This is a genomic window from Microbacterium sp. NPDC003461 (genome assembly GCF_053588335.1).
In genome coordinates this window covers 87,395-98,661 of the sequence record NZ_JBSFPT010000004.1, presented here as the reverse complement: position 1 = coordinate 98,661, position 11,267 = coordinate 87,395, and the positions used below count along the sequence as shown (strand labels likewise).

Annotated in this window: 12 protein-coding genes; 8 read left to right on the top strand and 4 right to left on the bottom strand. The window is 69.6% G+C overall.

Annotated elements, in window-relative coordinates; genetic code table 11:
* Positions 1-14: 14 nt before the first annotated feature.
* Positions 15-605 carry a DnaJ family domain-containing protein gene (locus ACWDR7_RS03505; protein WP_449853545.1) on the bottom strand — a complete coding sequence of 197 codons (591 nt, stop codon included), beginning with the start codon at positions 603-605 and terminating at the stop codon, positions 15-17.
* A gap of 34 nt (positions 606-639) precedes the next feature.
* Between ACWDR7_RS03505 and ACWDR7_RS03500 the strand changes: the two genes are divergently transcribed.
* Complete coding sequence (locus ACWDR7_RS03500; protein WP_449853544.1) at positions 640-1,476, top strand: aldo/keto reductase; 837 nt, start codon at positions 640-642, stop codon at positions 1,474-1,476.
* 12 nt (positions 1,477-1,488) lie between these two features.
* Here the strand turns inward: ACWDR7_RS03500 and ACWDR7_RS03495 are convergent, their stop codons facing one another.
* Complete coding sequence (locus ACWDR7_RS03495) at positions 1,489-2,286, bottom strand: siderophore-interacting protein (protein WP_449853543.1); 798 nt, start codon at positions 2,284-2,286, stop codon at positions 1,489-1,491.
* Between the two features lie 120 nt (positions 2,287-2,406).
* Here ACWDR7_RS03495 and ACWDR7_RS03490 point away from each other — a divergent pair, with 120 nt between their 5' ends.
* The 4 genes from ACWDR7_RS03490 to ACWDR7_RS03475 are packed head-to-tail and all read left to right on the top strand — an operon-like array spanning position 2,407 to position 6,241.
* Positions 2,407-3,432 (top strand): siderophore ABC transporter substrate-binding protein, encoded by a 1,026-nt coding sequence (locus tag ACWDR7_RS03490; RefSeq protein ID WP_449853542.1) that lies wholly within the window; start codon positions 2,407-2,409, stop codon positions 3,430-3,432.
* Between the two features lie 31 nt (positions 3,433-3,463).
* On the top strand, positions 3,464-4,486 hold the full coding sequence (locus tag ACWDR7_RS03485) for an ABC transporter permease (protein ID WP_449853541.1): 1,023 nt from the start codon (positions 3,464-3,466) through the stop codon (positions 4,484-4,486).
* Entirely contained in the window at positions 4,476-5,489 is a 1,014-nt protein-coding gene (locus ACWDR7_RS03480; protein ID WP_449853540.1) for an iron chelate uptake ABC transporter family permease subunit, read from the top strand. Before ACWDR7_RS03485 ends, ACWDR7_RS03480 begins: the two co-directional genes overlap by 11 nt.
* Complete coding sequence (locus tag ACWDR7_RS03475; RefSeq protein WP_449853539.1) at positions 5,486-6,241, top strand: iron ABC transporter ATP-binding protein; 756 nt, start codon at positions 5,486-5,488, stop codon at positions 6,239-6,241. Before ACWDR7_RS03480 ends, ACWDR7_RS03475 begins: the two co-directional genes overlap by 4 nt.
* Before the next feature lie 184 nt (positions 6,242-6,425).
* Here ACWDR7_RS03475 and ACWDR7_RS03470 read toward each other — a convergent pair whose 3' ends face one another.
* Together ACWDR7_RS03470 and ACWDR7_RS03465 are read right to left on the bottom strand one after the other, a co-directional pair.
* Positions 6,426-7,250, bottom strand: a complete 825-nt coding sequence (locus tag ACWDR7_RS03470; protein WP_449853538.1) for an aggregation-promoting factor C-terminal-like domain-containing protein — start codon at positions 7,248-7,250, stop codon at positions 6,426-6,428.
* Positions 7,251-7,610: 360 nt separating this feature from the next.
* The gene (locus ACWDR7_RS03465; protein WP_449853537.1) at positions 7,611-7,805 is read right to left on the bottom strand and encodes a hypothetical protein; all 195 of its coding nucleotides are present in this window, start codon (positions 7,803-7,805) and stop codon (positions 7,611-7,613) included.
* A 298-nt stretch (positions 7,806-8,103) separates the two neighbouring features.
* On the opposite strand from ACWDR7_RS03465, the gene ACWDR7_RS03460 reads away from it, so the two are divergent.
* From ACWDR7_RS03460 to ACWDR7_RS03450, 3 genes are all read left to right on the top strand, one after another.
* Positions 8,104-9,021 (top strand): SIS domain-containing protein, encoded by a 918-nt coding sequence (locus ACWDR7_RS03460; RefSeq protein ID WP_449853536.1) that lies wholly within the window; start codon positions 8,104-8,106, stop codon positions 9,019-9,021.
* A 19-nt stretch (positions 9,022-9,040) separates the two neighbouring features.
* A complete protein-coding gene (locus tag ACWDR7_RS03455) occupies positions 9,041-10,324 on the top strand; it encodes an ABC transporter substrate-binding protein (protein WP_449853535.1) in 1,284 nt (427 codons plus the stop codon).
* Between the two features lie 82 nt (positions 10,325-10,406).
* Entirely contained in the window at positions 10,407-11,267 is an 861-nt protein-coding gene (locus ACWDR7_RS03450; RefSeq protein WP_449853534.1) for a carbohydrate ABC transporter permease, read from the top strand.

Genomic DNA, 11,267 nt, shown 5'->3' with positions numbered 1-11,267 from the left:
AGGGATCGGGCCCGTCAGCGCCGCCGCCACCAGCGGCGTCGCGGCGGCTCCTGCGCGCGCGCACGGGCGGCGGCGCGGGCGCGTTCGGCGCGCCGCTCGCGCCACGCGGTGAGCTCGGCCTCCACGTCGTGCTCGGGGGTGACCACGGGTGGGCCGCCCAGCAGCTGCAGCCGCGCCTCGCGCACCCGGTGGTTGAAGTCCTCGACGTACTCGCGCACGTCGCGCTCGTGCGTGAGCGCGTCGAGGCGCTCGGCGAACTCCGCGTGCTCCACGCGCAGCGCCAGGGCCGGCGGGCCGAGGCCCGTGAGCTGCTCGCGCTCGATCTTGCGGCGCACCCACCAGTCCGGATCGTGGCGCTCGCCGAGCCCCTCGATCGGCTTGCCCGCGCCGGGCAGGTCGTCGAACTCGCCGCGCCGGATCGCCTGCTGGATCGCCTGCTCGACGACCGCCGCGCGCTCCTCGGCCGTCGACCACTGGGGGCCGGATCGGCGCGGCTCGGGCTCGTCCTCGCGGGGAATGACGCCGTCGCGCTCGAGCCGGTAGCGCAGGGCGGCCAGACGGGGGTCCTCCGCCTCGCCCGTGGCGTCGTCGTCTCGCGCGGCCATGCCTCCACGGTACGACGAGGCGTAGGGTCGGGGCATGGCCATCGACATCCCTCGCATCGCGCTCAACGACGGACGGCCCTTCGCACAGATCGGCCTCGGCACCTACAAGCTCACCGGAGACGACGGCATCGCCGCGATCGAATCCGGCATCGCGGGCGGCTATCGCCTGCTCGACACCGCCGTGAACTACGGCAACGAGCGCGAGGTCGGCGAGGCCGTGCGACGCAGCGGCATCGACCGCGACGAGATCATCGTCACGACGAAGGTGCCCGGCCGCCACCACGGCTACGACGAGGCGATCGCCAGCGGGCGGGCCTCCAGCGAGACGCTCGGCCTCGGCCGCATCGACCTGCTGCTCATCCACTGGCCCAACCCGCGGGTGGACAAGTACGTCGACACGTTCCGCGGCATGATCGCGCTGCGTGACGAGGGCGTGGTCGCGTCGGTGGGCGTGTCGAACTTCACGATCCCGATGCTCCGGCGCCTCATCGACGAGACCGGCGTGGTGCCGGCCGTCAACCAGGTGGAGCTGCACCCCTACTTCCCGCAGGCCGAGCTGCGCGCCTTCCACGCCGAGCACGGCATCCGCACCGAGAGCTGGAGCCCCCTGGGCCGCCGCAGCGAGCTGCTCGCCGAGCCGGTGCTGCACGACATCGCCGCGGCGCACGGCGTCGGCCCCACCCAGGTGGTCGTCCGCTGGCACGTGCAGCTGGGCGCCACGCCGATCCCCAAGTCGTCCGATCCGACGCGGCAGATCGAGAACGCCGACGTGTTCGGCTTCGAGCTGACGGATGACGAGGTCGACGCCATCTCGGCGCTCGAGCGCGGGCGCATCTGGGACGGCGACCCCGACACGCACGAGGAGATGTAGCGCCGGATCGGCTCAGTGGGGCGCGTGGTAGCCGGCGTCGCCGCGCTTCCAGTAGCCCTTCACGACGATCTGCTCGGGGCCGAGGCCCCACCGGTCGCACAGCAGGGCGCGGCCGGGCTTGACGATGGACTGCTCGGCGGCGACGAAGCCGAACACCGAGCCGGCCGGGCGCTGCTCGGCCGTGACGGCATCGAGCGCGGCGGCGAGGGCCCGGCCCTCCGCCGCGCCGTCGCGGTGCACGTACTCCACGCGCACGGGGGCGTCGATCGGGATCTCGTGCGCGGCATCCGCGACCTCGACGAGGATGCGGGCGTCCGCGCCCTCGGGGATGAGGGCGGCGTAGCGGCGGATCTGCGGCACGGCCGTCTCGTCGCCCGCGAGCAGCCATCCGTCGGGCGTGCCCGCGACGCGCATCGAGCCGCGGGGGCCGCCGACGCCGGCGATCGCGCCGAGCGGGGCGGTCGCCGCCCACACGCCCGCGACGCCCTCGTCGCCGTGCACGGCGAACTCGAGGTCGAGCCAGTCGTCGCCCCAGGCCAGCGGCGTGAACTCGCGGCTGGGCAGCGCGCGCAGCTCCTCGACGGTGCCGAACGGGGCGTCGGCGGTCTCGGGGCCGCCGAAGAAGACGCGGATGTGGTCGTCGTGTCCGGCGGGGCCGAAGCCGACGAGGTCGTCGCCCTGCAGCCGGATGCGGAGGTAGTGCGGCGTGATCACCTCGCGCGAGACGAGGCGCGTCGCGCGGAACCGCAGCTCCTGCGGCTCCCGCTCGAGGGCGAAGGCGGACGCGGGGGCGGTGTTCGACAGCGGCATATGGTTAGGTTAGCCTAACCAGCAGGCGGTCGGGCCGGAGTGCCGGAATCCCGAACCGCCGATCCCCCTCACCGACGGAGCCGCGGCTGATACCGCGCACCTCCCGATAGGAGCATGCCCATGAAGACCACCCGCCCGCTCGCGACGCTCTCGATCGTCGCCGCGTCCGCCCTCGCGCTCGCCGGCTGCGCGGCCGCCGACGCCTCCGCACCCCAGGGCACGCCCGAGCCCGGCACCGCCGAGCCGCTCGTGTGGGACTTCGCGTTCAACACCGCGGGCGAGGACGAGGAGCCGGCGTACGAGGACGTGAGCGTGGAGGTGCCGCGCGACCCCGAGAAGGTCGTCATCTTCGACATGGCGTCGTTCGACACCTGGACGAGCCTGGGCGGCGAGGTCGCCGGCGCGCCGCTCGATTCCGTGCCCGACTACCTCGAGGACGGCCTGGCGGACGACGCGTTCAACGCCGGCACGCTCTTCGAGGCCGACGTGCTCGCGATCGCCGAGCGGGAGCCGGATCTCATCATCCTGGGTGGCCGCTCGGCGGCGCTCTACGACGAGCTGAAGGACATCGCCCCGACCATCGACATGTCGTCGCAGGGCTCCTTCGAGGAGACCCTCGAGCGCAACGTCACGTTCCTCGGCGAGGTGCTGGGGGCCCAGGACGAGGCCGCCGCGGCGATCGAGGAGCTCGAGGCGGGCATCGAGGAGGCCAAGGCCGTCACGGCCGAGGCCGGCACGGGCCTCGGCGTCATGGTCTCGGGCGACGGCATCTCGGCGCTCAAGCCCTCGCTGGGCGACTACTCCGGCCGCAACCTGCGCGGCGGGCTGATCTACGACGTGTTCGGCGTGCAGCCGGTGATGGACGACATCGAGGCTGCCACCCACGGCGAGCCGATCTCGTTCGAGTTCCTGCTCGAGGCCGACCCCGACTACCTCTGGGTGATCGACCGCAACACGGCCACGGGCGGCGACAGCGGATCGAGCGAGTCGGCCGCCGCGATCCTCGACAACGACATCGTGAACCAGACGACGGCCGCGCAGGAGGGCCACATCGTGTATCTCGACCCGGTGGCCTGGTACATCGTGTTCGGCGGCATCGAGACGACGAAGATCATGACCGACGACGTCATGCAGATCGCCGAGTAAGGCGCCGCCGGCAACTCATGCGGTTCCTGTGATGGCCGTCGCCCCGGCCACCTCGCTGACGAGCGCCCCCGCCCCCGCACGCCGATCCCGGCGCACGTGGGTGGGGGTGCTCATCGGCGTGCTCCTCGTCGCCCTCTCGGCGCTGAGCCTGTTCATCGGCGCCTCGAGCGACGTCTCGCTCACCGGCGGCGTGAACGCCGACGGCCACGGCGTGTTCCTGCTGCTGGCCAGCCGCGTCCCGCGCACCGTGGCCCTCGTCCTGGTCGGCGCCTCGCTCGGCATCGCGGGCCTCATCATGCAGATGCTCGTGCGCAACAAGTTCGTCGAGCCGTCGACGACGGGCGTGACGGAGTTCGGCTCGCTGGGCATGCTGCTGATCCTGCTGCTGTGGCCCGGCATGCCCGTCATGCTGCAGATGGTGGTCGTGTCGGCCTTCGCCCTCGCCGGCACGTGGGTGTTCCTGCGCGTCATCCGCCGCGTGCCCGTGCGGCACCTCGTGCTCGTGCCGCTCGTCGGGATCATGCTCGGTGGCGTCGTGGGCGCCGTCACGACCTTCTTCGCGTACAGCCAGGATCTGCTGCAGTCGCTCGGGCAGTGGGCGCAGGGCAGCTTCGCGAGCGTGATGACGGGGCGCTACGAGCTCGTCTGGTTCGCGGCGGCCATGGTGGTCGTCGCCTGGTTCGCCGCCGATCGCTTCAGCGTCATCGGCATGGGCGAGGAGTTCGCGACGAACCTCGGGCTGAACTACCGCCGCGTCGTGGCGATCGGCATGCTCGTCACGGCCGTCATCACCGCCGCGGTGCTCGTCACCGCCGGCATGCTCCCGTTCCTCGGCCTCGTCGTGCCGAATGTCGTGAGCCTCATCATCGGCGACAACGTGCGCCGCTCGATCCCGTGGGTCGCGGGCCTGGGCGCCGTCTTCATCGTCGCGTGCGACATCCTGGCCCGCACTCTGCGGCATCCGTACGAGATCCCGCTGTCGGTGATCGTGGGCGTCATCGGCGCCGCGCTGTTCCTGTGGCTGCTGCTGAGGAGGCGTTCGCGTGCTCACTGAGACCCCCGCCGCCGTCTCCGCCCCGGCGCGCGCGCCGCTGGCCGCCCTGTGGGCCCGCCCGGCCGTGCGCCTCGGCGTGCTCGCTGCCGCCGTGGCGGCCGTGATCGCGTTCTACCTGCTGTGGGATCTGCCGCCGAGCGTGCTGCTGCTGGGCCTGCAGATCCGCGGGCTGTCGGTGCTGACCATGATCGTCGTCGCGGCGGCCGTGGGCGTCTCGACGGTCGTGTTCCACACGATCACGCAGAACCGCATCCTCACGCCGTCGATCATGGGGTTCGATGCGTTCTTCGGCCTCATCGTCACGCTCACGGTGTTCCTGTTCGGGTCCGTGGGCTTCCTGCGCGCCGACACCTGGGTGATGTGGCTCATTCAGGTCGCCGTGATGGTCGGCTTCAGCGTGTTCCTGTTCACGTGGATGTTCGGCGGCAAGCGGCGCTCGATCCATCTCATGCTGCTCGTGGGGATCGTGCTCGGCACGTTCTTCCGCAGCTTCACCGAGTGGATGCAGCGCATGCTCGATCCGCTCGACTTCGACGTGGTCGCCGACGCGATGTTCGCGTCGCTCACCAAGCCCGACCCGACGCTGCTGCTGTTCACGGCGGTGCTCGTGACGGGCGGTGTCGCCGCGCTGCTGCCGATGATGCGCACGCTCGACGTGCTCACGCTCGGCGAGCAGGCCGCCGTCGGGCTGGGGGTGAATCACCGGCGCACGGTGATGATCCTCTTCCTCGTCGTGTCGGTCATGGTCGCCGCCTCGACGGCGCTCGTGGGGCCGATCCTCTTCTTCGGGCTCATCGTCGCGAACCTCGCGTACGCGTATGCGGGATCGTTCCGCCACGTGTGGACCCTGCCGGCGGCCGTGCTGCTGGGCGTGCTGTGCCTCGTGGGCGGTCAGCTGCTGCTGGAGCAGGTGCTGGACTTCGGCGCCACGCTGTCGACGATCATCGAGTTCGTCGGCGGCCTGTTCTTCCTCTTCCTCGTGCTGCGAAAGGGGGCGCGATGATCGCGCTCGACGGTGCCACCAAGCGCTACGGACACACGACCGTGCTGGATGACGTGACGGTCTCGTTCGGCGAGGCGGGCGTGACCGCGCTGATCGGGCCGAACGGCGCCGGCAAGTCGACGCTGTTCGGACTGGTCGGCCGACTGATCCGCCCCGATGCGGGCACGGTGACGGTCGACGGCCGGGACGTGACGAAGGCGGATTCGCGTGAGCTCGCCCGCACGATCGCGGTGCTGCGGCAGGACAACCACGTGTCCGCGCGGCTCACGGTGGAGGATCTCGTCGAGTTCGGGCGCTTCCCGCACTCGGGCGGGCGCCTCACGGTCGACGACCGCGCGCACATCGAGCGCGCGATCGACGACCTCGACCTGCAGCCCTACCGCCATCGCTTCCTCGACGAGCTCTCGGGCGGGCAGCGTCAGCGCGCGTTCGTGGCGATGGCCCTCGCGCAGGACACGGAGTACGTGCTGCTGGACGAGCCGCTCAACAACCTCGACCCCAAGCACGCCGTGGCGCTCATGAAGCTCATCGCCGACCTGGCCGACGACCGCGGGCTGAAGATCGTCGTCGTGATGCACGACATCAACATCGCGGCGCAGTTCGCCGACACGATCATCGCGATGCGCGACGGCCGCGTCCTGCACCACGGCCCCGTGGAGGATGTCGTGACGGTGCCGAAGCTCGTGGAGCTCTACGAGACCCCCGTGCGCGTGGAGCAGCTCAACGGGCGCCGCGTCGTCCTCTGGGACTGACGGGCGGTCAGCCGACTGACGGCCGGCCGACGAGCCCATCGGTTCCTGAACGGAGCGGCGAACCCATCGGTTCCTGAACGGAGCGGCGAAGCCGCGGAGATGAAGGGACCAGTCGAACCCGCCTGCTCGGGCAGATCCGTGGTCACCCCACCTCCGCGGCTCGACGGCCGCTCGCCGGACGGGCTCAGTACCAGTTGACCGACTGCGAGTGGCCCCAGGCGGCGCACGGGGTGCCGTAGGCGCGCGAGATGTAGTCGAGGCCCCAGCGGATCTGCGTGACGGGGTTGGTCTGCCAGTCGGCGCCGACCGTGGCCATCTTCGATCCCGGCAGCGACTGCGGGATGCCGTACGCGCCGCTGGACGGGTTCATGGCCTGGTGGTTCCAGCCCGACTCCTTCATCCAGAGGTTGTAGAGGCAGCCGAACTGGTCGGCGCCCCAACCGTACTGCGACGCGGCGATGTCGCGCGCGGCGGCCTGGGCGCCCTCGGGGGTGCTGGCGACGGCGGCGGCCTGCGCGGCGGCGGCCTCGGCCGCGGCCTGCTCCTCGGCGGCGCGCTGAGCCTCGGCGGCCTCGCGGGCGGCGTCGGCCTTGACCTGCGCGGTCTGGGCGACGACCTCCTGCGCCTCCTGCGAGGCGGCGTCGACGAGGCCGGTGACCGTGACCTGGGGCATCTGGTCGTAGTTGCTGAGCTTGTGCACGTAATCGCGCAGCTCGCCGGTGTCGACGCCGTCGACCGCGGTCTCGAGCACGGCGTTCGCCTCGGCGAGCGTCGACTCGGCCTCGTCGGCGACGCGGGCCGGGATCGACAGCTCGGGGGCGTCGGGAGCGGGCGTCGCGGCGGCGGCCTCGGCCTGCACGGCCTGCGTCTGGGCCTGCGCGGTGAGGGCGGTGCCGGTGACGAGGAGCGCGGCGCCGAGCGCGGCGGTGGCGAGGAAGCGGCCGCGGTGCGAGCGCCGGGGGTGCTTGGGGGCGGTGATGGGCGTGGCGTGGGGAAGCGTGTGAAGCATCGGGTCCGTGTCGTGTTCAGGGCACCCGCGTCGAGGGCCCTGGCGGGTTCGGGTCCCGCCAGGACGGTGGCCGCTCTTCGGTTCGGCGGCCCCGCGCATCGGGAGGCGCGGGCGATCGGGTACGACCGGACGACCCTGCCAGCCGTAACCTGAGCGCTACCCGGCGTTTACCTGGACGTGGCGTGAGAGCGTAACTCCTGGTCCGACGGCGATTCGCCCCGGCCGCGATCCGCCGAATCGCCCCCGATCCGCGTCAGCATGCGGATCGGGCCCGATCCGGTATCTTGCGTAACGAACGGATAACAGGACGCCTGACCGGTGACCTCCGAGTTCCCTGAGAGGCCCGATCAGGGGCGGATTTCAGAGCTCGATGCCCTTGTCCTCGTCGTTCACGCCGGCGTTGCGGCCGCGGCGGCTCTCGAACGCGAGGAAGATCGCGAGGGCGCCCAGGAGCCCCAGCAGCGCCCCGAGCAGCACGTTCTGCAGGATGACGCCGATGACGACGCCGAGGGCCAGCACGCCGAGCGCGAGCAGCAGGGTGCGTGAGCGGGTCATGCCCCCCAGGCTACGGGCTCGGCGCGGCGGCGGTCGATGGTCTGTCGCGGGGCCGAGGTCGCCGGCAGGCCGACGATGTCGCCAGCAGGCTGACGATGCTGGTGAGCGCTCGCGTCAAGAAAAACGTTGACACTTCGTCGAGGGTGGGGCATAGTCAGTCATCACATAACGTCATATGACGACGCATGACGTATCAAACGAAGGGTACATTTTGACTGCCTCTGCTCCGTTCATCGACTCCGCGACCATCGAGAGCCAGCTCACCGCCGCTCGAGCCGCCATCGCCTCTCGTGACTCCGTGTCTCGCGTCGTGCTCACCGCCTGCGGCGGCTCCTACGCGAACATGCTGCCCAACGAGTACGTCCTCGGCACCCTCGCCAAGAACCTCGAAGCCACTGCGCTCAACGCCGCCGAGTTCACGTCGCGCGACTCGTCTCGCGTCGACGCCGACACCGTCGTCATCCTGTGCTCCCACTCCGGCACGACTCCGGAGACCGTCGCGGCGGCGAAGCACGCCCGCGAGCGTGGCGCCCTGACCATCGCGTTCACCTTCGACCCGACCTCGCCGCTCGCCACGGAGTCGGAGATCGTCATCGCCTACCAGCACGGCGAGGGCAAGAGCGAGGCATATGTCGGGGGAGCGCTCATCCTGCGCCTCGTCGCGGCGCTGCTCGAGGAGCGCGACGGCGTGCACATCGCGGATGCCGTCGACTCCGCCGTCGCGCAACTGCCGACGCTCGTGCCTGCCGCGCGGGAGTCGTACGCGGCATCCGCGAACGAGTGGGCCTTCGCCTCCCGCCGCGAGACGTTGATCTACACCATGGGCTCCGGATCGAACTACGGCACCGCCTACTCGTTCGCGATCTGCCTCCTTCAGGAAATGCAGTGGGTGCACTCGGCTGCGATCCACGCGGGCGAGTACTTCCACGGTCCGTTCGAAGTGACAGATGTCGACGTGCCGTTCATCGCCCTCGTCGGCCTCGATGAGACCCGTCCCGTGGAGCAGCGTGCCGTGGACTTCCTCACGCAGCACTCCGACAAGGCGCTCGTCATCGATGCGAAGGATTTCGGTCTCGACGTCGTGGCACCCGAGGTGCGCGGCATCCTCGCGCACCTCCTTTTCAATGTCGTCCTGCGCGTGCACGCCGACGCGCTCGCCGACCACCGTGGACACCCCCTCTCCGTGCGCCGCTACATGTGGCGCATGGAGTACTGAGAACTCAGGGAGCACGTGAATGCGCACATCCATTCGACTCGCCACCGCCGTCGCTGTCGGCGCGCTCGTCCTGCCGCTCGCCGCCTGCGGAGGGTCGGACACCGAACCGGCCGCCGAAGGGCAGGTGACGATCGACTTCTTCCACCGATGGCCGAACGAGCCGAAGAACTCGTACTTCGCCGATCTCGTCGAGCGTTTCGAGGAGGAGAACCCCGACATCAAGGTCAACGTCGAGAGCGTTCTCAACGATGCCTACAAGGACAAGGTGAAGGTCGTAGCGGGCTCCGCGAACGCGCCGGACGTCATGTTCTCGTGGAGTGGCTCTTTCCTCGCGGAGCTCGCCAAGGGCGACGCGCTGATGGACCTCGGTCCGTGGCTCGCCGACAACCCGGAGGTGGCCGACAGCTTCTACGAGAGCCAGCTCCAGCCGTTCACGGTCGACGACGTGCAGTACGGGTTGCCGATCGGTATGCACTCGAAGCTGTTCTTCTACAACGCCGACGTCTTCGATGAGCTCGGGCTCGAGGCTCCGACGACATGGGACGAGTTCATCGACGTGCTCGACGCGCTGCAGGACGAGGGGCTCACCCCGATCGAATACGGCGCCCAGGACCAATGGACCATCGCCCACTACGTCGGCACGCTGAACCAGCGGATGCTCGATCCTGAGGTCTTCCTCGCGGACCAGGATCCGACGACCGGCGAGTTCACCGACGACGGGTACGTCGAGGCGCTCGAGCGTTTCCAGGAGCTCTCGACCTACATGAACGAGGACATGACAGCCGTCACCCACGAGGTCGCGCGCAACGCGTGGATCGCGGGCGATGCACCGATCATGTACATGCAGAGTTCCGAGGTCGGCTACTTCGGCGACGCGCAGTTCGAGTACGCGACGTTCAACATGCCGAGCGTCGCCGGGGGCAAGGGCGACCCGGAGCAGTTGACCGGCGCACCCGAGGGCTTCGTCATCTCGAAGACGACCGAGCACCCTGAGGAGGCGCAGCGGTTCGTCGAGTTCATGTTGAGCGAGTCGAACGGCGTGAAGTACTCCGAGGACACCGGCGAGCTGAGCGCGGTGCAGGGCGCTGTCGAAAAGGCGGACGTTCCCGAGATCTCGAAGGAGCTCGCGGAGGGCATCGTCGACGCCTCGGCCATGACGACTTGGCTCGACAACGCCTACGACCCCCAGATCGTGCAGACGTACCTGACGGAGACGCAGCTGATGCTCGGCGGTCAGCAGACGCCGGAGGGAGTCATGAAGGCGGTCCAGGATGCCGCATCGCGGGTGCGCGACGCGTCCTGAACCATCCACGGGGGTGCCGGGGCAGTCCGCCGGCACCCCCTTCCAGGAAAGGAGAAGCGCCATGAAATCTTGGACTCGCGCCTTGGGCAATACCCTCTACGTGCTGCCCGCGCTCGCGTTGCTCGCGATCTTCGTCTACTACCCCCTCATCGCGAACATCGTCTACGGCTTCTTCTCTTTCAGTGCCGGGGCGGGCGACATGACGGCCGTGGGCACGAACAACTTCGAGCGTCTCTTCACGGACCCGATCATCCGCACCGCGCTCACCAACAACGTCATCTACGCGCTCGTGTCAGTGGTCTTCCAGGTGGGCGGCGCGCTCGTGATCGCGGCCTGGCTCACGCGCCTGGTCGGGCCGCGGATGGGGACGTTCCTGCGGTCGGTGTACTTCCTCCCGGCCGTGATCTCGATGACCGTGATCGCCCTGCTGTTCACGTTCGTCTACAACTCGCGCGGCGGGCTGCTCAACGAGCTGCTCGCCCTCGTCGGGCTCGAGCATCTGCAGACGGCTTGGCTCGCCGACGTGGACACCGCCCTCGGTTCGGTGATTGCCGTGTCTCAGTGGCAGAGCATCGGCTACGTCTGCATGCTCTACGTCGTCGCTCTTCAGCAGATCCCGCAGGAGTACTACGAGGCGGCGTCGCTCGACGGCGCCGGCCGCATCCGCCAGTTCTTCAGCATCACGGTGCCGCAGGCGAAGGAGATGATCTTCGTCGCCATGATCCTCACAGTGTCGGGCGCATTCACCGTCTTCAATGAGCCCTACATCCTCACCAAGGGAGGGCCCGGCAACACGACCCAGGTGCTCGCCACCTACATGTACAACCAGGGGTTCTTCCAGAACCAGATGGGTTACGCCTCGGCTATCGCCAGCCTGATCTTCGTGATCACGCTGGTGCTGTCCATCATCCAGATGCTCTCGTTCCGAAGCGGAAAGGACTGA